This is a genomic window from Embleya scabrispora DSM 41855 (assembly GCF_000372745.1).
Taxonomy (GTDB): Bacteria; Actinomycetota; Actinomycetes; order Streptomycetales; family Streptomycetaceae; genus Embleya; species Embleya scabrispora.
The window spans coordinates 40,965-60,819 of sequence record NZ_KB889668.1 but is presented as its reverse complement, the minus strand read 5'-3'; the positions used below and the strand labels follow the sequence as shown (position 1 = coordinate 60,819).

Sequence of the window (19,855 nt, the reverse complement as noted above, 5' to 3'; positions counted from 1 at the left end):
CCTCGGCGGTGGGGGTGGGTGTCGCGAGGTGGGGCGGGATGGGTCAGTAGACGGTGAAGGCGATGGCGCGTGGCCATCCGCCTGCGGCGACCGGGATCGCGCGGTCCAGCACATGCTCGGCGGTGTCGACGATCGACACGGCCATCGATTCGCGCTCGCCGACGAAGGCGTACGTACCGGCGAAGTCGAACGCGATCCCGTGCGGGGTGCCGAGGCCGCCTTGGCCGCCCACCGGAATCCGATAGCGCACGCTGTGGTCGACCGGATCGACCACGAGGATCCCGCTCTTGTCGGCCTCGGGCAGGCAGTACAACGACAGACCGTCCGGAGTCAGCGCGATGTTTTCGCACACCGGAAGCACCCCTTGACGCCGGATGTTTCCGTTGCGCACGTCGACGGTCGCCACATCGCTGCGAGTGGCCACGTGCACGAAGAGCCCGTCCGGCGACACGGCCAGGTCCTCGACCCCCTGGGAGCCGGGGATCCGGAAGCCCTGTCGGACCAGACCGGACTGATCGTCGACCTCGATCACGACGGCGTTCCCGTCGACGCTGCCGCCGAAGTAGAGGTGCCGGCCGCCCGGCACCGAGAGCAAGGGGGAATCGAATACATACAGGCTCCCGGCCTTGGCGGCTTCGGCCGGGTCGGCGAACAGGTCACCCGCACGGATCTCGATCCGCCGGGTGCGTTGGGCGCTGCCGACCGGATACGTATCCAGGTAGATCGGGCCTTGCTCAACGCTGAGCACCCCGTGCACGAACCGGCCGTCCGCGCTGAACCCGGTGTTGGTGGCGGTCAGTCCCGTCGCGATCTCCGGGGTCCGGGCCAGGACACGATGCGTCGTCGTGTCCAGGCACACCCAGGATCGCTCGGCCCGGACATACAGGTGGCGACCGTCGGGGCTGACGGCGAGCGTCTTGGCCGCGTCCGAGGCGACCCGGATGTCCAGGTTGCCGCTCACCTTTCCCGCCGCCACGTCCACGATGTCGAGCGGACGGCCGGACCCATGGCTCACGTACACGTGTCCCGGGGCGAAGGTCGGCACCAGACCCGGCCACGAACTCTCGTCGATCGCCGCCGCGTTGGCAGTGACCGTGCGGGTGGCCAGGACGCCCTTGGTGTACTGCATGCCGCGAAAGAGGTGGAACTCGCCCTTGCTCGGGTCGTAGGTCGCCGCACTGATCCCGTTCACGAACGCCGGTGCCTTGGCCTGCAACCCCGACCACATCTCGGCGAGCGACTCGGTCTCGACCACGGCCGGGATACGCGTGTCGTACAGCACGCACTGATTGCCCCGGAACAGGAACACCTGACTGCCGGTCGGACCCGGCAACGCCGCGTCGATCCCGGATCCGAACCCGGCCGGCAATCCCGGGAACCGCGCCGCGATCGTGGTGACTTCGGCGACGCTCCCCTCCAACGGATGCAGCCGCAGACACTGCGTCCCACGAAACACCAGCGTCCACGGGTCGTCCGACGGCAGCGTCAACGCCGCGTCGAAGCCGGCCCGGAAAACGGCGGGCAAACCCGGCCAGCGGCGCGCGAGCGGCACCGCCCCGTCCAACATCCGCCCGCTCACCCAGCCGTAGCGGGCCGCACGGTCGCCCCGCACGACGAACCCGGTCTGTTCGATGCCTTGGCCGGCATTGGCGATGGTGAAGAAGGCGTCCACTTGGTGTTCGGGCACGACAAAGTCCTCCAACGGTTCGGTACGGGCGCAACGGTCGACGGGCCCGATCAGTAGGGGGCGTAGGCGACCCGGTCGAGGCGGGTGATGTCACGTGAGAGCGGGATGGACGCGATCTTCCGGTGCTCGGCGGTGTCGACGATCGCGATGGACGTCTGTTGGTATGTCTCGTCCTCCGTCACATACGCGAACTCGCCCCGGTGACTGAACGCCACGCCCCTGGGCGTCCCCGGGCCACCGCCCGCCTTGATCGGGATGCGGTGCCGCACGCCGTGGTCGGCCGGATCCGCGACCAGTAGGCCCTGCCCCTGCGCGACCGGCCCGCAGTACAACTCGGAGCCGTCCGGGGTGAGTTCGATCCAGGAGCAAGTCGGCAGCAGCCCCTGCCGCAGGATCGCGCCGTTGCGCACGTCGAGCGCGGCGACACCGTTGAGGTGCGCCACGTGCAGCACGGTGCCGTCGGGAGAGAGGGTGAGGTCGCGCATCAGGCCGGCGTCGGGGATCCGGAACACCTGGCGGACCTCCCGGTCGCGCAGGTCGACCTGCGCGACGGCACCCCACGTGCGCTCGATGTTGATGCCGACATACACCCGGTCGTCCGGGCCGGTGACCACGGGGGTCTGGCCGGGGCCCACGTCGATCTCGCCGAGTCCGAGGCTGGAGAGCGTGATGCGACCGACACTGTCGAAGGTTCCGGTGTGGACGGTTTCCAGGTAGTAGGGCCCGGGGATGGTGCGAAACACGAAGTGCATCAGCGTGCCGTCCGGGCTGAAGGACATGCCGCCACGGGCACTGATCCAGACCTCCTCGAACTCCGCCACGACCTTGTTGGCGGCCGTCTCGGCGCAGATTCGCCCCTGGAACGAGCACACGTACACGTATCGACCATCCGGGCTGGTGACCACACGCCGGGCGGCGATTCCGCTCTTGTGCGGGATCTTCCCGATCGGCTCACGCGATTCGAGATCGATGATGTACGTGCCCTGTTGGCTGTCGAGATTCGTCTCCGTGGCGAGGTACAGGAAGCCCGCCGAGAAGGCCGGGACCAGGCCCGGCCAGGAGGTGTCGTCGATCGGCGTGGCGGCGAGGGTGACCGTCCGGGTCGCCAGCACGCCCTTGGTGTACTGCGCCCCTCGGAAGAAGTGGAACTCCCCCGAACTCGGGTCGTATGTGGCTGCGTTGATCCCGTTCACGAATGCCGGCGCCTTGGCCTGCAGCCCCGACCACATCTCGGCGAGCGACTTGGTCTCTACCACGGCCGGGATCCGGGAGTCGTACAGCACACACTGATCGGCGCGGAACAGGAACACCTGGCTGCCCGTGGGCCCCGGCAGCGCCGCGTCGATTCCGGACGCGAAACCCGGCGGCAGACCGGGGAATCGGGCGGCGATCGTGCTCTCCTCGGCGACCGTCCCGTCGATCGGGTGCAACCGAAGGCACCGGTCGCCACGAAAAACCCATGTCCAGGGGTCCTCCGCCGGAGTGGTCAGCGTCGCGTCGAAACCCGCTCGGAAGGCGGTCGGGAGCAACGGCCACAGGCGGTCGAGCCGAATGGCGCTCCCGTCCAGCATGCGACCGCTCACCCAGCCGTAGCGGGCCACGCGGTTGCCCTGGACGACGAATCCGGTCTGCTCGGCGCCTTGGCCGGCATTGGCGATGGTGAAGAAGGCGTCCACTTGGTTCTCGGGCATGGCGGGCCCTTCGATAGTGGGGGCGACTGTGGTGGGGCGCGAGCTCAGGCTCAGTACGGGGTGAACACGAGGCTGGAGTCCGGGCCGGCGTACGGAAGCACGATCGAAGCGATCTTGCGATAGCACCCGGCGTCGATGACGGCCACGGTGCGGCTGGACTCGTGGGTCGTATACGCGTAGGTGCCGAAGTGACTGAAGGCGAGCCCGCTCGGTGTACCGAGTCCGCCGCGGCCACCGATGGGAATCCGGCGAACAATCCGATGACTCACCGGATCCGTCACCAGGACACCGGTGTTGCTCGCGGTCGGCAGGCACCAGAGTTCCCGCTTGTCGGGAGTCAGTGCCATCGCCGTACAGGCGGGCAATACGCCTTGGAGCACGATCTGCCCAGTGAGCAGGTCCAGCGCGCACACCCCGCCGGGGAGCGCCACGTGCAACAACCTGCCGTCCGCGGAGATGGCCAGGTCGGCGATGGGCCCTGGGCCGGGCAGCGTGAACGGCTGCCGCATCACCTGCTCGTCGAGGTCCACTTCGGACACGACGGCTTGACCATTGTCGGTACCCCAACCGGCATACACACGGCGCGCATCGGGTGACAGGACCACGGGCGCCGGCTTGTCCCACCAATCGTCCGGCACCGGCAAGCCGGAATCCGACTCGGCGTCGGCGTTCGTACCCGTCGTCGGGTTCGGCGGGTCGACAGGATTCCAGATGCTGATCTCCGACAACAATCTCGGCGGATTCAAACCGACCGCACACAAACTGCTTTGGCCCGATCGGACGAAGTACGCGCGGCCGCCCTCGGGGCTGAATGTCATTCGCTGGGTGCGCATGAAGGAGTATTGGCCGCTATTGCCCACTTCCTGCCCTGTGGCCATGTCATGGCAGTGCCAGTCGCGATGGTTCTCCTCCCATCCGAGGACGTGGATGTACCGCCCGTCGGGACTGACCTCGACTCGGCGCCGGCGCCACCCGCCGCCCCAGTTCGGACGAGTCACGTTGTGGGTCTCCAAGTCGACGCTGTAGGAGTCGACTCCCGGCACGATCACATGCCCCCGCGCGAACGCCGGCATCAAGCCCACCCACGACGTGTTGTCCACCGCACTCGCCGCCAGGTCGATCACACCGGTCGCGAGCGTGCCGCGCGTGTACTTCCCGCCCCGGAACAGGTAGCACAGGCCCGACTTGGGGTTGACCGTCGCCGCGCTGATGCCGGCCACGAACTCCGGGGCTTTCGCGGCGAGTCCGCTCCAGGTGTCGGCCAACGACCCAACCGCGATCAGGTTCGACGCGCGTAGGTCGTACAGCGCGCACCGGTCGCCGCGAAACAGGTACACCTGGTTGGCGATCGGACCCGGCAGCGACGCGTCCAGCCCGGCCGTGAAGACCGCGGGCAACCCCGGAAAGCGGGCCGAGATCGTCGCGACCTCGGCGACGGTCCCGTCCAATGGGTTCAGCCGCAGACATCGCTCGTCTCGGAACACCCACGTCCACGGGTTGTCGGACGGCGTGGTCAAGGTCGCGTCGAAGCCCTCGGTGAACGATTCGGGCAACCGCGGCCACCGCCGAGACAACAACGCCGCGTCCGTGTCGAGTGCCTTGTCGCCGTTCCAGTCCCAGCGGGCGACCCGGCCGCCTTGGATCGCATACCCGATCTGTCGTTCCTCGTCCGTAACGGTGAAGAAGGCGTCGATCAAGGTACGGGACATCCCGATCACTCCCTGAAGTGAGACGACTACCGAGCATCGAGGTGAGCCAACCGGGGAGTCAAGAGGAACAAGCGTCCACACCCGGCGATTGGCCGATTCCCAACGGGTTACAAAAATAGGATGATTACCACCAATCAACCGCCATCGAGAACCACTTTCGCTCGCCTCGGTCACCTTCCACAGCCGTCCGACCATCGCGAAAACCGACCCGTGGTCCCGTTCGCCGGACTCGAACCGCACTCCCGGCGGAGGTTTCGTCCCGCCGTGCGATAGCCGCGGATTGTCTTGAAATGGTGCAACATCCGCAACATCCGCAACTCCGGGCAAGTCGACGGTCATCGCCGGCCATCGACCCCCGCCCGCACCCGGGTGGGTCGAAACCCGCGACCGGCGGAGCCGCAGTGGCCGCGGGCGCGAAACACGGGGACGCGGTTCCGGCCGTCGACGCCGATCCACCTCATCCATCACTCACTCAAAGTGATCAAGCTGTTACCATGCGAATACTCGGGGTCTCTCCGCACGCCATCCACCCAGAGGAGCCAGGCCGCATGCACGCCACCAAGGGAGATCGCCTTCTCATCCACGGCCGAGTCGTCGGCCAGCAGGACCACTTCGTGGAGATCGTCGAGGTGCTGGGCCCCAACGGCACCCCGCCGTATCGGGTACGGGCAGCCAACGGCCACGAAACGATCATGTCGCCGGGGCCGGACTCGGTCGTCGAGCACCGCGACTCCGCCGACTCCGAGTAGCGCACCCGGCAACCGACCCGGTGGGCGGTTCGCCGCCCGCACTCCCCCGAGGAGCCCTCGTGACCGGCCCCGTTCCGCCGCCGACGTTCGAGCTCGGTACGGACGGGCCGCGGGCCGTACCGGTCGGCGTGGACGGCTCCCGAACCTCGCTCCGCGTCGCCGACTACGCCCTGGGCCAGGCCCGGCGCGGCGGCGCGGAGCTGGTCGGTGGGTACGTCCGTGCTCCGCTCGGGCTCGCCGCCACCACACCCGAGGGCGCCGAGGTGATGGAGCAGGCGCACGCGGTGCGTGACATCGCGGACTACATCGCCCGTCGGGCCGACGAGCCGCGGGTGCGCCACCGCTTCGTCGAGGCGCGCGGCGACGTCGCGCACGAGATCGCCAAGGTGGCCGACCAGGCGCGCGCCGACGCGGTCGTGGTCGGCGCCTCCGAACGCTTCGGCCACCGGCTGATCGGCTCCCTCGCGATCCGCCCGGTGCGCTCGGCCCGCCGGCCGGTCACGGTCATCCCCTGAGCGGTCGACCCCCGAGCGCGATACCCGGGTCGGCCGATCGCCGCCCCGAATACCCTGGACAGCCCACACCCGCCCTGTAAATGTATGTCGAGTGAACCATATTCATGCATCGACGGGCTTCGAACATCTCCTGGTCGTCCCCCAGTGGCAGGGGTCGGGCACGGCTCACCCGGACCGACTGGTGGCGGGCGCACACCGGCTGAGCGCACTGCTTCCCGCGAAGCGCCGCACGGTCGTCGCCGTCGACGCGGACCCGGCCCCGGATCGGGACGGCGTGCGCCGACTCGACGCACTGGCCCGCGCGCAGTCCGGCACGCGGGAGGCCCTCGACGGGTGGGGCGACGGCGCCCTGTGCACCGTGGGCGGCGACTGCGGCGTCGAACTCGCCCCGATCGCCCACGCGGTGGGCCGGCACGGAGACCGCCTGGCGGTGGTGTGGTTCGACGCCCATCCCGACCTGAACACCCCGGACAGCTCCCCCTCGGGCGCCTTCCACGGCATGGTGCTGCGTACGCTGCTCGGCCAGGGGCCCGCCGCGCTGCTGCCGCCGCCGGCGCAACGACTGTCCGCCCGACGGCTCGTCCTTGCCGGGGTGCGCGCCGTCGACCCGGCCGAGACGCGGTTCATCGAGGCCGAAGGCATCCGCCTGCTGCCCGTCGCGCAGCTCGGCGACCCGAGCCCCCTGGTGGCCGCGGTCGCCGCCACCGGGGCCACCCACGTCTACCTCCACGTCGATCTCGACGTCCTGGACCCGGGACAGTTCACCGCGCTGTCCGTGCCGGAGCCGGACGGCCTGCTTCCGGCGCGGCTGGGCGCGGCGCTGCGGGCACTGGCCGCGGAGTTCGCGGTGGCCGGGCTGGGCATCACCGAGCACGCGCCGGCACCCGCCGCCGACGCGGCCCGCGACGAACGTGTGCTGCACGAGATCTTCGACGGCCTGGCGCCCCTGTGACCGGTCGGCTCACTCGTACGGCGCAGGAAGGGCGACACCCGGGCCCGGGTCCGCGTGCTTGCGGGCCCGACGCCGGTTCCCGGAGTCAGACTGGACAAGTCACTACGACACATGTCATCAGGGTCGAAAACGGCCCGGCGAAGGAGCGACGTGCTCAGTACCGACTTTGTCAAGGGTTCGCCGAACTGGCTGGACCTGGGCAGCCCCGACACCACCGCGGCGGCCGCCTTCTACCGCGCCGTCTTCGACTGGGACTTCGAGTCCGCCGGACCCGACGCGGGCGGCTACGGGCTCTTCCAACAGGAGGGCCAGACCATCGCCGGCCTCGGTCCGCTCACCGAGGAGGGTGCGTCGTCCGCCTGGACGGTCTACTTCGAGACCCCCGACGCCGATGCCACCGCCGCGGCCGTCAAGAAGAGCGGCGGTACGGTTCGGGTGGAGCCGTTCGACGTCATGGAGATGGGCCGGATGTCCCCGCTGACCGACCCGGCCGGCGCCGATTTCGCCATCTGGCAGCCCGGTACCTTCCACGGCTCGGAGCTGCTGGGCGAGCCCACCTCACTGGCCTGGGTCGAGTTGCACGGCGTCGATCGCGCCGCGGCGCTCTCCTTCTACGGAGGGCTGTTCGGTTGGCGTTCACAGGAGTTCGAGATGCCCGGGATGACCTACACCGTGCTGTCCACGGCCGAGGGCGACCCCCGGGACGCCTCCTTCGGCGGCATCGTTCCGGACTCCCACGGCCAGGACCCGCACTGGATCGCGTACTTCGAGGTCGCCGACCCCGACGACGTCGTGGAGCGGGCCCGGCACAACGGCGGCTCGTTGCTCATGCCCGCCGCCGACGTCCCGGAGGTCGGCCGCATCGCCTGGCTGGCCGACCCGTTCGGCGCTCCCTTCGCCATCATCCGCAGCGCGCCCCAGCCCGAGTAGTTCGCCCGTCGACGACCTCCGGGCGGCCGGTCGTGCCGGATCCCGCCCGGCGAACGCGGGTCACGCCGAGGAGCCGACGCGGGTCGGGCCCGGCGGACTCGGCCGCGCCGGATTCGGTCGGCGTGCCCGGTCGGCGTTTTCCCGGTCGTCGGGCCCGGATGGCCTGCCCGGCAACTCCGTTCGGCGGTCGGGCCGGCGGCGGGCTACTCCTCGATCGCGCCGCCGGTGCGACGCAGGTGCCGGCGGAACGTGTACGACGGGTCGCTCGCGCGACGGGCCAGGTAGTCGTCGAAGGTGGTCTGTCGACGCAGCGTCTCGCCGGCCCGGATCCGGCGGGCCTGTTCGCGTTCGGTGTCGCGGATGCGATGAGCCGTCGCGAGCACCTCGTCGGCCCGGTCGACGGCGAGGAACAGCACGCCGTCCTCGTCGCCGAACACGAGGTCGTCGGTGCTCACCAGATGCGGTCCGAACCTGGCGGTGGTCAGCGCCTCGGGCTCGCGCTCGTCCAGCCGCAACGGGCCGGGCGGGAAACCGCCGTAGCTGAACACCGGCAGGCCGATCTCCACCAGTTCCGGGGTATCGCGGTGCAGCCCCCACACCACCAAGGCCGCCACCCCCGCCGCCTCGGCCTCCAGAACCGCCAGATCGCCGATGCACGCCTCGTCGGTACGACCGCCGTTGTCGATCACCAGCACGTCGTCCGGCTCGGCCGCGCCGAACGCCTCCAGGAACACGTCCACACTGCCGTAGTGCCGAACCGGCAACACCCGACCGGCGATGCGCTGTCCGGGTACCACGGCGCCGATTCCCGGCGGCGCGACCCGAAGCGGCATGCCGTGTCGCACACACGCGTCCGCCACGAGCGGCGTGGAGAGTTCGGCGAAGGTCTTCAACATGGCGTTCTCCGTGGCTCGGCGGGTCCCGCGGGACACGCGCGGATGCGGCGAGACAGCCCTGCGATGCTATCCGCGCTCGGCTCGACGCGTCGCCGTGCATCATGAACCGTCAACGCGTCGCCCGCGTGTGGTCGTTCCCGGGGTCGGCGTCCCGGGGCGGTGTCCCGGGGGCAGTGTCCGCAGGGCCGTCCGGGCCGGAAAGGTCCCGATTCGCGTCACTGCGCGTAGTCGTCCGGACGAGACACGCAGCCATCATGACCATGTTGGTCATGATGGCTTCACAGCTCGACCCGTTCGTGCCAAGGTGCACCAGGCGCCGAACCGGCGCCTGATCCACCGGGGTTCGCCGGGGTCGGGTTCGGCCCCGGCGCGCCTTCCGATGGACTCGTTGGTTGCCGTAGATGCAGGTCGGCACGTGTCGAGTCGGCCGGGAAACCCTCGTCGGTCGCCTCGACGTCAACGAGCCGGAACCGGAGCGTCCGGTTCCGATCCGTCCGCCGTACGCCATGCGCCAGGCCACACCGGCCATCGCCGAGCGCGCCGCCATCGGGCGACGCCGTGTTCGGGAGGTATTCGCGTGACCGAGACCATCGACAGCACCCCGCCGCCGGAGAAGCCACAAGAGTCCGCACCCGTCGGCGGCGCCGACCCGGGCCGGCTCGAAGGCGCGTCCAAGCTCCGGATCTTCTCGGTGCTCGGAGTGATCGTGCTGTTCTCCGAGGTGGTACCGCTCCAGTACACGATGATCGGCACCGCCGTACAAAAGATCGGCCTGGACTTCCCGTCGGCCGGCAACAACATCGGCTGGATGATCATCATTCTCGGCCTGGTCGGCGGCGCCACCACGCCGATCATCGGCAAACTCGCCGACCTGTACGGCAAGAAGCTGATCCTGCTCGCGTGCAGCGTCTCGTTCCTGGCCGGTTCGATCCTGTGCGCGCTGACCCACTCGTGGGCGATGTTCCTGGTCGGCCGCGGCCTCCAGGCGGTGGCGTTCGCGATGGCGGCGGTGGCCGCCGGGCTGATCCGCGACCTGATGCCGCGTCGGATGGTGCCGATGGCGATCGGCGTGATCGCCACCGGATTCGGTGTATCCGCGCTGACCGCACCGCTGCTCAGCGGTTGGCTGACCGACCACTGGAGTTGGCGCTCGCTGTTCTGGTTCCTGATGATCTACATGCTGGTGCTGATCCCGATCTTCTGGCTCGTGGTGCCCGAGTCGAAGCTGAAGACGCGTCAGCGACTGGACTGGCTCGGCTCGGTGCTCATCGGGGCGGGCGTCGCGCTCGCCCTGATCTACATCAGCAACGGTCAGCAGTGGGGCTGGGGCCGGTTCACCGCATGGATCTACCTCGTGCTCGGCATCGCCCTGCTGATCGCCTTCTACATCTGGGAACACCGCGCCGCCGACCCGATCATGGACCCGAAACTGCTGCGCGCGCCCAGGGTGTCCATCGTGCTGGCCATCGGCCTGTTCGCCAACATGATCATCGGCGTGCAGTTCTACGCCGTGTCCTACATGGCCCAGATCGACGAGAAGGTGGTCAAGGAGGGCACCGTCGCCGGCTTCGCCGCCAAGGCCGGCATCCCGGTGGACGCGATGCGCCAGGGGCTGATCTTCCACGGCGACATCGGCTACGCGCTCGGCTTCAGCCTGATGGCGCTGGCCGTGCACCTGACCACGTGGCAGTCCATCCCGGGCATGGTCACCGGACCGGCGGCCGGCCAGTGGGCGACCAGGGTCGGCCTGCGTCGCCCGTACATCGTGTGTCTGGCGATGATGACACTCTCGATGGCGCTGTACGCGATGTTCCACGGCTCGTGGGGCGTGCTGCTGATCATCGGCATCGTCTACGGTCTCGCCTTCGGCGTGTACTACGCCTGCGCGAACAACCTGGTGATCGAGGCGGTGCCCCAGGAGCAGCAGGGCATCGGCGCGAGCATGCTGGCGCTGACCCAGTCGTTCGGCAGCGCGGTCGGTACGGCGATCCTCACGGCGATCCTGTCCGCGCACACCTACCAGGTCTCCACCGTCGCCCAACCCGGCGCACCAGCGCAGACGTTCGACATCCCGCAGGTCTACACCGACGACGGCTGGACGATCGGGTTCTGGGCGGTGGCCGCCGCCGGCGTGGTGTGCGTGGTGCTGGCCGTGGTGATGAATGCGGGCCGTACCCCGGCCACCGGCGGCACGCTGCACTGAGCCGCGCGACCGGGCCCGACGGGCCGGGCCCGGTCGCAGCGGCGTCGAGTCCGCCGTCGAATCCGCCGGTGCCGCGACGTGTCGGGACGCACCCGACCCGCGCGGCGCCGGGGCTCACAACGGCTGCACCAGGCGGCTCTCGTACGCGACCACCACCGCCTGGACCCGGTCGCGGACGCCGAGTTTGGCCAGCACCCGGCTCACGTGCGTCTTGATCGTGGCGTCCGACAGGTGCAGCCGGGCGGCGATCTCCGCGTTGGACAGGCCGCGCGCGACCTCGATCAGCACGCCCCGCTCGCGCTCGGTCAACTGGGCGAGCCGCGGGTCCTCGGCGCCGGGCGTGACGTCGTGGTGCGGCAGGCGGTGCGCGAAGGTCTCCAGCAGGCGGCGGGTGATGCGCGGGGCGACCACCGCGTCCCCCGCCGCCACCGAGCGGATCGCGCCCAGGAGTTCGGCCGGCAGCGCGTTCTTGAGCAGGAAGCCGGAGGCGCCCGCGCGCAGCCCGGCGAACGCGTACTCGTCCAGGTCGAACGTGGTCAGGATGAGCACCTTGGTCTCCGGGCAGCGCTCGCTGATCAGCCGGGTCGCCTCGATACCGTCCATGCCGGGCATCCGCACGTCCATCAACACCACGTCCGGGCGCAGCCGCTCGGCCAGCCGGACCGCCTCCTCGCCGCAGTCGGCCTCGCCGGCCAGGGTCATGTCGTCCTGGGCGTCCAGGACCATCGTGAACGCCATCCGCAACAGCGGCTGGTCGTCCACCACCAATACGTCGATGGCCACGTCAGGATCCTCCCGGATCGGTCAGGTGCAACAGCGCCGACACTCGCCAGCCGCCGCCGGGCAACGGCCCGGCCTCCACTTCGCCACCGTAGACGGCGGCCCGTTCCCGCATGCCGGCAAGCCCCCGCCCACCGCGCGGTTCGTTCCGCTCGCCGATGTCGACCGGGCGCGGACGGCCGTCGTCGACCACGCTCAGTTCCAATCGATCGGCCGAACTACTCACCCTGATCCGCGCGTTCGCACCGGGCTGAGCGTGCTTGAGGGTGTTGGTCAGCGCCTCCTGAGCGAGTCGGTACACCGCCAACTGCGCACCCGGCGGCACGTTCCGCGTGTCGCCCTGCACAGTGAGCGTGGTCGGCAGGCCCGCCGCGCGCACCTGCTCGGCGAGCGCGCCCAGCCGAGCCAGATCCGGCTGCGGGTGCCGCGCGGCATCGGGTTCGTCCTCGTGCAACACGCCCAGGAAGCGGCGCATCTCGGTGAGTGCCTGCCGGCCCGTGCCGGAGACCTGTTCCATCGCCGCGGCGGACCGCTCCGGCTTGCTGTGCACGGTCATCGTGGCGGCGTCCGCGAGCGCCACCATCACCGACAGGTTGTGCGTGACGATGTCGTGCATCTCCCGGGCGATCCGCGAGCGTTCGGCCGCCACCGCGAGTTCGGCCTGCTGTCGCTGCTCGCGTTCCAGGCGCTGGGCACGTTCCTCCAGGGCGACCAGGTAACGCCGCCGGGTGCGCAGGTTGGCGCCGAGCACCGCTGCGGTCAGGGCCATCGCGCTGAGCCCGACGAACGCGCCGAACCGGAATCCGTCGGCGGTCCAGCGCGCGATGGCCAGCACGATGCCCACCTCGATCACGGCGAGCGCGTACAACGTCCGGCGCCGGTCGCAGCTCGCGGCCACGGTGTACAGCGCGATCAGCAGACTCGCGTCCGCGCCGGTCCGCGCGTCCACCACCCACTGGGCGAAGGCCACGACCGCGATCATCGAGAACACCGCGACCGGGGCCCGCCGGCGCAGCGCGAGCGGCAGCGTCAAAGCCACCCCGAGCATCGCCCAGTCGGACAGCCGCAGCAGGTTGCCGGCCTCGAAGAGCAGGAGCAGGGCCATCGCGAGGGTGGTGTCGGCCCAGATCGGATGGCGGCGGGTGAAAGCCACCAGGCGTGCCGGTACGGCGGCGAGGCCGTGCTCGCCGCCGTACCGTCGAAGCAACGTGTTCACGCGTCGCGCCTGCGCAGCAACACCGCCGCCACCGCGAGCGTCGCCGCGGCGTACAGCACGAACACCGTGATGCCTGCTCCCGGGGACAGCGCGCCCTCCTCCGGATGCCACCGGGTGAGCGCCTGGCCGGCTTCGCTGGGCAGGTACTTGGTGATCCGGTCCTGCCAGTCGGACGGCAGGGCGCGGACCACCTCGGGCAGTACCAGCAGCAGCCCGAACACGATCGCGATGCCGCCGGCGGCGTTGCGCACGATCGCTCCGATGCCGATCGCCAGGATGCCGGTGACGGCGAGGTAGACCGCGACGCCCACGACCACACGCGGCACGCCCGGGTCACTCAGCGAGACGTCGATGTGCTCCTTGGCCAACACCGCCTGCCCGCTCAGGAACGCGACCAGGCAGGTGCCGAGCATCAAGACGAAGGTGACCGCCCCGAACACCACGCTCTTGGCCCACAGGACCGGCAGCCGGTGCGGCACCGCGGCCATGGTGGCTCGGATCGAGCCGGTGGCGTACTCGCCGCTGACCACCAGGACACCGAGCACGCCGATGGCCTGTTGGGCCAGGTAGAGCCCGGTCAGGCTCGCGTTCGGCGGGGACAGCCGTGCCTTCTCGGCGGCGCTCGTGTTCGGCCAGCGGTCGACCGTGCCCACGCAGACCAGCAGACCCAGCGCGATCACCAGGAAGACCGCGGCGACCAGCACCCAGAAGGTCGAGCGCAGGCTGCGCAGCTTGATCCACTCGGCGTTGAGCACCCGTACGAAGGTGACCCGGCCGTGGCCGGCGGCCCGGGAGACGAACCCGGGACCGGCGCCGGTGGTGACGATGCCGGCCGACATCAGGCGACCTCGCCGTCTCGGTGGCGGGCGGCGGCGGCCGTCCGGGCGGGTCCGGGCGCGCCTTCGGCCACTCGGTACTCGACCGCGTCGCGGGTCGATTCCATGAACGCCTCCTCCAGCGAAGCCTGCTGCGGGACCAGTTCGAACAGGGTGATGCCGTGCGCGGACGCGAGTCGGCCGATGTCGTCGCTGGACACCCCGGTGACCTCCAGGACGTCCCGCTCGCGGCCGGTGACCCGCACCTCGGGGCCGAACAGCAGCGCGCGCAGCCGATCGGCGTCCGGTGTGCGGACCCTGACCTGGTTGGGCGCGGCGTTGTGGATGAAGTCGGCGACCGAGGTGTCGGCGATCAGCCGGCCCCGACCGACCACGATCAGGTGCTCCGCGGTCAGCGCCATCTCGCTCATCAGGTGCGAGGACAGGAAGACCGTGCGGCCCTCGGCGGCGAGCGACTTGAGCAGCGTCCGGATCCACAGCACACCCTCGGGGTCGAGCCCGTTGACCGGCTCGTCCAGCACCAGGGTGGCCGGGTCGCCCAGCAGCGCGGTGGCGAGGCCGAGCCGCTGGCCCATGCCCAGCGAGAAGCCGCCGACCCGCTTGCGGGCCACCTCGTCCAGGCCGACCATCTCGATCACCTCACGCACCCGACGGGCGCGGATGCCGGTGGTCGCGGCCATGGACAGCAGGTGGTTGTACGCGGAGCGCCCGGTGTGCACCGCCTTCGCCTCCAACAGCGCGCCGACCTCGTGCAGCGGGGCGGGGTGGTCGGCGTAGCGGCGGCCGTTGACGGTGACCGTGCCGGAAGTGGGGTGATCCAGACCCAGAATCATCCGCATGGTGGTGGACTTGCCCGCCCCGTTGGGACCCAGGAAGCCGGTGACGATACCGGGACGGACGGTGAAGGTCAGCCCTTCGACGGCGGTCTTGGGCCCGTAGCGCTTGGTGAGTGCGTCGGCTTTGATCATCCCTGCCGTCTCCATGACTCCGGTGCTTCGGCGCCTCCGGTCGGAGCACCGCCGGGCGACTGCCCGATCCGCCCTCAACGCTAGCCGGCGGTCGATGCCCCGACGATCGCCGCGCGGGCGAACCTCACGACGACGTTCGTGCACCCCGGGGGTGAACGGGTACGCCGCTGGGATGACGTGGGGTGGGGGCGGGTCGGGGCGGGCGTGTCCTTCGGTTCAGCCCGCGATGGTGAGTTGCATCAGGGCCTCGGCGGTGTGCAAGCGGTTCTCAGATTGGTCGAAGACGCGGCTTCGGGGACCTTCGAAGACGTCGTCGTGCGCTTCGAGAATGTCCGGGTGGGCGCGCGCCTACGTCTGTCGAGGCCGGATGGGCGCGGATTTTCGTTCCGGAATCGGGTGGAGGCGCGGCGCGGGGGGCTGGTAGGTTCCCGAGCGTGTCCAGTCCCGAGTCGGACAGACGACGGCCACCGGTATTGCGGTGGCCGACCTTTCGTCGATGAGCCGATGAAACCCTGTCGCCCGGCCTGATCAGGTCCGGGGCGTTCGGGCACGGCTGTGCCACCGGCAGCACCGGAACCGCGAAGTGTGGGCCATCGCCCCTTCGTTCCGGCACTCGTGGATGGCTCCCGGCGTGTTGTACGAGGGACGTGCGTGTGCGGCCCACCCCTGCCCAGTCGGATCCATGCCGGATCCATCGGACGTCCATGGGGTTTCGTCATGCCATTCGCTGTCTACGTGCTCGGGCTCGCGGTCTTCGCCCAGGGCACCTCGGAGTTCATGTTGTCCGGCCTGCTCTCGGACATCGCCGCCGACCTGCACGTGTCCGTGCCCACCGCCGGGTTGTCGACCTCGGCATTCGCGATCGGGATGGTGATCGGCGCGCCGGCGATGGCGCTGCTGAGCCGGGACCGGCCGCGTCGGCGGGCGCTGTTGCTCTTCCTGGGTGTGTTCGTCGCCGTGCATGTCGTCGGCGCGCTCACCCCGAACTACCCGATCCTGCTGGCGACCCGCGTGGTCGGCGCGCTCGCCAATGCCGGGTTCTGGGCCGTCGCCCTGGTCACCGCGATCGACCTGGCCGGGCCCGAACGTCGGGCGCGGGCGACCTCCGTGGTGGTCGGCGGCGTCACCCTCGCCTGTGTGGTGGGGGTGCCCGCGGGTGCTCTGCTCGGCACCTGGTGGGGATGGCGGGCGGCGTTCTGGGCGGTGGCCCTGGTGTCGCTGCCGGCCCTCTTCGCGATCGCCCGCACGGTGCCGGAGCGGGCCACCGGGCCGGAGAAGGCGGGCACAGCGGGCGACACGACCGACCCCGAGGGCGCGGCCGGAGCAGACGGCCTCGGTGACGCGGTGGGCGCGCGCCGCGAACTGCGGGCCCTCGCCACACCGTCGCTGCTGCTCACCCTCGTGCTGAGCGCCCTCGTCCAAGGCGCGACGTTCGGTTCGTTCGCCTACCTCGAACCGGTGGTCACCGAGGTCACCGGCCTCGGTGACGGCTGGGTCCCGGTCACGCTCGCGCTGTTCGGGGTGGGCTCGTTCGTCGGCGTCACCATCGCGGGCCGGATCGTCGACGCACGCCCGAACACACTGATCACCGTCGGTGCGGCGGCCCTCGCCCTGGGATGGGCCGTACTCGCGCTGACCGCCGACCGGCCGGCCGCACTGATCGCCCTCGTCCCGATCCAGGGAATGCTCGCCTTCGGCACCGGAACGGCCCTGATCACCCGCGTACTTCGTCTCGCCCCGGCCGGCTCCGCACTGGCCGGCGCCGCCGCCACCGCCGCCTTCAACGTGGGCGCCGCCCTCGGCCCGTGGCTCGGCGGCCTGGCCATCGACGCGGACCTCGGCTACCGCGCCCCGCTATGGGTGAGCACTGCCCTGATGCTCGCGGCCGTCACCGTGGCGACCGTGACCCTCCGATGCACGAAAGCCCCCGAGATTTCCCAGGCCCACCAACACACCTGACGCCGTGCGACCGATCGGCGCGGAGTCGGTCCGGGTCAGCCCATGCCGACCCGGGCCAGGGCTCGCATCGTGGCGGGGGAGAGCCGGCTCATCAGGCGGCCCAGTCTTGCCTCCGGGGTGACCGGGACCACCGGGCGGTGCCGGCGGATGGCGTGGACTATGTGGTCGGCGACCTTGTCCGGTGGGTAGTTGCGCCTTGCGTACAGTCGGGAAAAGCGCTCTCGGCGGGCGTCTTGTTCGGCGTCGTCGGTGCCGGAGAAGGTCGTGCCGCGGGTGATGCCGGTGTTCACGATGCCCGGGTGGATCGTGCTCACCCGCACACAGGAGCCGGCGAGTTCGGCGCGCAGGCAGTCGGACAACATCGCCACCGCCGCCTTGCTCGTCGCATAGGCCGCCAGCAGCTTGGACGGTGTGTAGGCCGCCGCCGACGCGAGGTTGACGATGTGGCCGCCGGTGCCGCGCTCGGCCATCAGCGTGCCGAACGCGCGGCAGCCGTGGATCACCCCCCACAGGTTGACGTCCAGGACCCGCTTCCACTCGGCGCTCGTCGTGGCCAGGAACGTGCCCGAGTGTCCGACGCCCGCGTTGTTGACCACGATGTCCGGGACGCCGTGGGCGTGCGCGACCCGCGTCGCGAAGGCGTCCATCGCCGCGCCGTCGGCCACGTCCACCCGATACGCGTGCGCCGTTCGCCCGTACAGCCGGGCCAGTTCGGCCGTGCGCTCGACGGCGGGGAGATTCAGGTCGCACAGCACCAGGTCCGCGCCCTGCTCGGCGAACGCGACCGCGGTGGCCCGCCCGATTCCGCCGCCCGCGCCGGTGACCAGCGCGAGCCGGCCGGCGAACGGGTCCTTGCCGACCGGGCGTTCACGGTGTCGGGCCAGGTCCAGGGCCGGTGTCGCGGTGCCGTGCTCGATGTGGTCGACGAACTCGCGGGTCATCCCGGCCACCGTCGGTCCCTTCTCCAGGAGGGCGGACCAGTGGCCGGCGGTGATGGATCGCCGCCAGAGTTCGGGGGCCCAACGCTCCAGACCCTCGGACAGCGCCGCGCCGACGTAGCGGTCACCGGTGAGGGTGATCAGCTGGACCGGCACGGTGGTTTCGCGCCGGCCCGGCAGCAACATCCGGGGCAGCATGTTGGCCCGGTACAGCGCGATGCCGCGCACCGCGTCGGCGCCGAGGGTGGGCTGCGGGTGGTCGGCGCGCGGCCGAATCCCCTCCGCCCTGGCCAGCACCCGGCCCCAGTTCGCGGCCAGACCCAGCTTCCAGGTCGCGGGTGCGAGCACCGGCAGGTGGAACGCGGTGATGTACCACGAGCGCACCGACTGCGCCGCGAGTTGTCGCACGTGTCGGGGCGTGGGCCGGGCGAACCGGCTCCGCGCCCAGTGTCCGACGTGGTCCAGGCACGGCCCGGAGATCGAGGTGTACGAGGCGATGCGGCGCGGGCCGGCCCGGTCGGTGACCGCCTCCCACGCCTGGATCGAGCCCCAGTCGTGGCCCAGTACGTGCGCGGGCCGATCCGGGGCGACCGCGGCCAACACCGCGAACAGGTCGGCGGCCAGCTGTTCGAGGCGGTAGCCGTACCGGTTCGCCGGAGCGCCCGAGGCCCCCGCGCCGCGGACGTCGTAGCGGACCACCCGGTGGTCGCGCTCCAGGTCGGCGGCCACCTCGTCCCACACGTGATGGGTGTCCGGATATCCGTGCACCAGCAGTACCAACGGGCGGTCCTGCGGGCCCTGTTCGTACACCGCGAGGGAGACCCCGGCGGAGACCACCGTGCGGGTGGGCAGCCCACCGACCGCATCCACGACGCGCCCGGCGGGGGGCGCGGCCGGCGCCGTCATCGGCCGGCCGCCGCACGCACGCGGCGCACGTGCGGCACCTCGTCGTCCAGCCAGTACGCGTCGTCGTCGGTGACCACCAGCAACTCCTCGAATTTGGCGCCCACTCCACGCAGCGCGATGTGCGGTTCGACCGCCCACAGTCCCGGCGTCGGCGCGTGCCGCGAGGCCCGTCCGTCCGCCCACAGCGGCGAACGCCCGTGCAGCCGCTCGCCGATCAGCTCCCGGCCCAGCGTGCGCAGCGTGCGTACGCCGAAGCCCAGGACGTTCACCCCGACCGGCCGACGCAGCGTCACCCGGGTCACCTGATGGCCGATCACCCGGCCGGGATAGACCCGATGCCGGTTGTCGTAGCCGTGTTCGACGATCAACTCGTCCACGGCGCGGTACACGTCGTCGAGCGGTTTGCGCGCCTTGACCTCGCGCAGGATCAGGTCGCGGTACGCGCCGAGGTCGGCGACGATGCGACCCCACACCGCGTTCTCGCCGACCTTCCCGGCATAGCCGATGTCGGCGGTGTACCCGTCCACGATCGGCGCGCAGTCCAACACGTACGGCATGCCCTCGGTGAGCACCCGGCCGGTGGCGAAGAACTGGAGCGGGGTGCGGAAGTCGCGGAACGCGGTGCGGTCGCCGAACCACGCGAACGGGATGTGGAAGAAGTCCCGGACGCCCTCGCCCACCAGTTCCCGGCGCAGCCGCGCGGCGGCCTGACGCTCCGTCACGCCCGGCTCGAGCCGACCCGCGACCCGCTCGGCGCACCGGTACGCCAGCCGTTGCACGTCGCGGAATCGATCCAGGTCGACCTCGTCGAAGGTGAACGTCGGGGTCCCTCGGGGCGGCCGCACCGCCGGAACCTGTAGCCGTGTGCTCATGAACTCCGCCTTCGTGAGGGGTGGACCGGCACCGGACCGGATGGCATC

At 70.7% G+C, this 19,855-nt stretch carries 17 protein-coding genes; 6 read left to right on the top strand and 11 right to left on the bottom strand.

From position 1 onward, the window contains the following. Nucleotides 1-43: 43 nt before the first annotated feature. From A3IC_RS0121775 to A3IC_RS0121765, 3 genes are read right to left on the bottom strand one after another with little or no spacing between them, the layout of a single operon-like run. On the bottom strand, nt 44-1,687 hold the full coding sequence (locus tag A3IC_RS0121775) for a hypothetical protein (protein WP_106668971.1): 1,644 nt from the start codon (nt 1,685-1,687) through the stop codon (nt 44-46). 50 nt (nt 1,688-1,737) lie between these two features. Further along, complete coding sequence (locus A3IC_RS0121770) at nt 1,738-3,378, bottom strand: hypothetical protein (RefSeq protein ID WP_020552172.1); 1,641 nt, start codon at nt 3,376-3,378, stop codon at nt 1,738-1,740. A gap of 50 nt (nt 3,379-3,428) precedes the next feature. Further along, nucleotides 3,429-5,282 carry a hypothetical protein gene (locus tag A3IC_RS0121765; RefSeq protein ID WP_158696046.1) on the bottom strand — a complete coding sequence of 618 codons (1,854 nt, stop codon included), beginning with the start codon at nt 5,280-5,282 and terminating at the stop codon, nt 3,429-3,431. A gap of 353 nt (nt 5,283-5,635) precedes the next feature. On the opposite strand from A3IC_RS0121765, the gene A3IC_RS0121760 reads away from it, so the two are divergent. The 4 genes from A3IC_RS0121760 to A3IC_RS0121745 all read left to right on the top strand — a co-directional run bounded on the left by A3IC_RS0121760 (nt 5,636) and on the right by A3IC_RS0121745 (nt 8,233). Beyond that, nucleotides 5,636-5,836 (top strand): DUF1918 domain-containing protein, encoded by a 201-nt coding sequence (locus A3IC_RS0121760; protein WP_020552170.1) that lies wholly within the window; start codon nt 5,636-5,638, stop codon nt 5,834-5,836. A gap of 59 nt (nt 5,837-5,895) precedes the next feature. Further along, on the top strand, nt 5,896-6,351 hold the full coding sequence (locus tag A3IC_RS0121755) for a universal stress protein (protein ID WP_020552169.1): 456 nt from the start codon (nt 5,896-5,898) through the stop codon (nt 6,349-6,351). A gap of 91 nt (nt 6,352-6,442) precedes the next feature. After that, entirely contained in the window at nt 6,443-7,303 is an 861-nt protein-coding gene (locus A3IC_RS0121750; RefSeq protein ID WP_245599371.1) for an arginase family protein, read from the top strand. A gap of 150 nt (nt 7,304-7,453) precedes the next feature. Then, entirely contained in the window at nt 7,454-8,233 is a 780-nt protein-coding gene (locus A3IC_RS0121745) for a VOC family protein (protein ID WP_020552167.1), read from the top strand. 203 nt (nt 8,234-8,436) lie between these two features. Here A3IC_RS0121745 and A3IC_RS0121740 read toward each other — a convergent pair whose 3' ends face one another. Then, nucleotides 8,437-9,129, bottom strand: coding sequence for an RraA family protein (locus tag A3IC_RS0121740; RefSeq protein ID WP_020552166.1), 693 nt, complete (start codon nt 9,127-9,129; stop codon nt 8,437-8,439). Between the two features lie 577 nt (nt 9,130-9,706). Between A3IC_RS0121740 and A3IC_RS55750 the strand changes: the two genes are divergently transcribed. Continuing rightward, complete coding sequence (locus tag A3IC_RS55750; protein WP_020552164.1) at nt 9,707-11,332, top strand: MFS transporter; 1,626 nt, start codon at nt 9,707-9,709, stop codon at nt 11,330-11,332. A gap of 114 nt (nt 11,333-11,446) precedes the next feature. Here the strand turns inward: A3IC_RS55750 and A3IC_RS0121725 are convergent, their stop codons facing one another. From A3IC_RS0121725 to A3IC_RS65100, 5 genes are all read right to left on the bottom strand, one after another. Beyond that, entirely contained in the window at nt 11,447-12,115 is a 669-nt protein-coding gene (locus A3IC_RS0121725) for a response regulator (protein WP_020552163.1), read from the bottom strand. A gap of 1 nt (nt 12,116) precedes the next feature. Then, nucleotides 12,117-13,328 carry a sensor histidine kinase gene (locus A3IC_RS55745; protein WP_020552162.1) on the bottom strand — a complete coding sequence of 404 codons (1,212 nt, stop codon included), beginning with the start codon at nt 13,326-13,328 and terminating at the stop codon, nt 12,117-12,119. Then, complete coding sequence (locus A3IC_RS0121715; protein ID WP_020552161.1) at nt 13,325-14,167, bottom strand: ABC transporter permease subunit; 843 nt, start codon at nt 14,165-14,167, stop codon at nt 13,325-13,327. The genes A3IC_RS55745 and A3IC_RS0121715 overlap by 4 nt, the downstream gene beginning before the upstream one ends. Beyond that, nucleotides 14,167-15,132, bottom strand: coding sequence for an ABC transporter ATP-binding protein (locus tag A3IC_RS0121710; protein ID WP_020552160.1), 966 nt, complete (start codon nt 15,130-15,132; stop codon nt 14,167-14,169). Before A3IC_RS0121710 ends, A3IC_RS0121715 begins: the two co-directional genes overlap by 1 nt. 216 nt (nt 15,133-15,348) lie before the next feature. Continuing rightward, complete coding sequence (locus A3IC_RS65100; protein ID WP_079026595.1) at nt 15,349-15,462, bottom strand: hypothetical protein; 114 nt, start codon at nt 15,460-15,462, stop codon at nt 15,349-15,351. 387 nt (nt 15,463-15,849) lie between these two features. Here A3IC_RS65100 and A3IC_RS0121705 point away from each other — a divergent pair, with 387 nt between their 5' ends. Further along, nucleotides 15,850-17,091: a Cmx/CmrA family chloramphenicol efflux MFS transporter gene (locus A3IC_RS0121705; protein WP_020552159.1), complete on the top strand. Its 1,242-nt coding sequence runs from the start codon at nt 15,850-15,852 to the stop codon at nt 17,089-17,091. Nucleotides 17,092-17,126: 35 nt separating this feature from the next. Here A3IC_RS0121705 and A3IC_RS0121700 read toward each other — a convergent pair whose 3' ends face one another. Both A3IC_RS0121700 and A3IC_RS0121695 read right to left on the bottom strand, forming a co-directional pair. After that, nucleotides 17,127-18,935 (bottom strand): SDR family oxidoreductase, encoded by a 1,809-nt coding sequence (locus tag A3IC_RS0121700; RefSeq protein WP_106668966.1) that lies wholly within the window; start codon nt 18,933-18,935, stop codon nt 17,127-17,129. Next, nucleotides 18,932-19,807, bottom strand: a complete 876-nt coding sequence (locus tag A3IC_RS0121695) for a M24 family metallopeptidase (protein WP_020552157.1) — start codon at nt 19,805-19,807, stop codon at nt 18,932-18,934. The genes A3IC_RS0121700 and A3IC_RS0121695 overlap by 4 nt, the downstream gene beginning before the upstream one ends. Nucleotides 19,808-19,855 lie beyond the last annotated feature (48 nt).

Excerpts from the sequence above, each read along its gene's own strand:
- A3IC_RS0121760 (WP_020552170.1), top strand. The coding sequence starts at position 5,636 with ATGCACGCCACCAAGGGAGATCGCCTTCTCATCCACGGCCGAGTCGTC.
- A3IC_RS0121705 (WP_020552159.1), top strand. The coding sequence starts at position 15,850 with ATGCCATTCGCTGTCTACGTGCTCGGGCTCGCGGTCTTCGCCCAGGGC.
- A3IC_RS0121715 (WP_020552161.1), bottom strand. The coding sequence starts at position 14,167 with ATGTCGGCCGGCATCGTCACCACCGGCGCCGGTCCCGGGTTCGTCTCC.
- A3IC_RS0121710 (WP_020552160.1), bottom strand. The coding sequence starts at position 15,132 with ATGATCAAAGCCGACGCACTCACCAAGCGCTACGGGCCCAAGACCGCC.
- A3IC_RS0121770 (WP_020552172.1), bottom strand. The coding sequence starts at position 3,378 with ATGCCCGAGAACCAAGTGGACGCCTTCTTCACCATCGCCAATGCCGGC.
- A3IC_RS0121695 (WP_020552157.1), bottom strand. The coding sequence starts at position 19,807 with ATGAGCACACGGCTACAGGTTCCGGCGGTGCGGCCGCCCCGAGGGACC.
- A3IC_RS0121740 (WP_020552166.1), bottom strand. The coding sequence starts at position 9,129 with ATGTTGAAGACCTTCGCCGAACTCTCCACGCCGCTCGTGGCGGACGCG.
- A3IC_RS0121765 (WP_158696046.1), bottom strand. The coding sequence starts at position 5,282 with ATGGTCGGACGGCTGTGGAAGGTGACCGAGGCGAGCGAAAGTGGTTCT.
- A3IC_RS0121700 (WP_106668966.1), bottom strand. The coding sequence starts at position 18,935 with ATGACGGCGCCGGCCGCGCCCCCCGCCGGGCGCGTCGTGGATGCGGTC.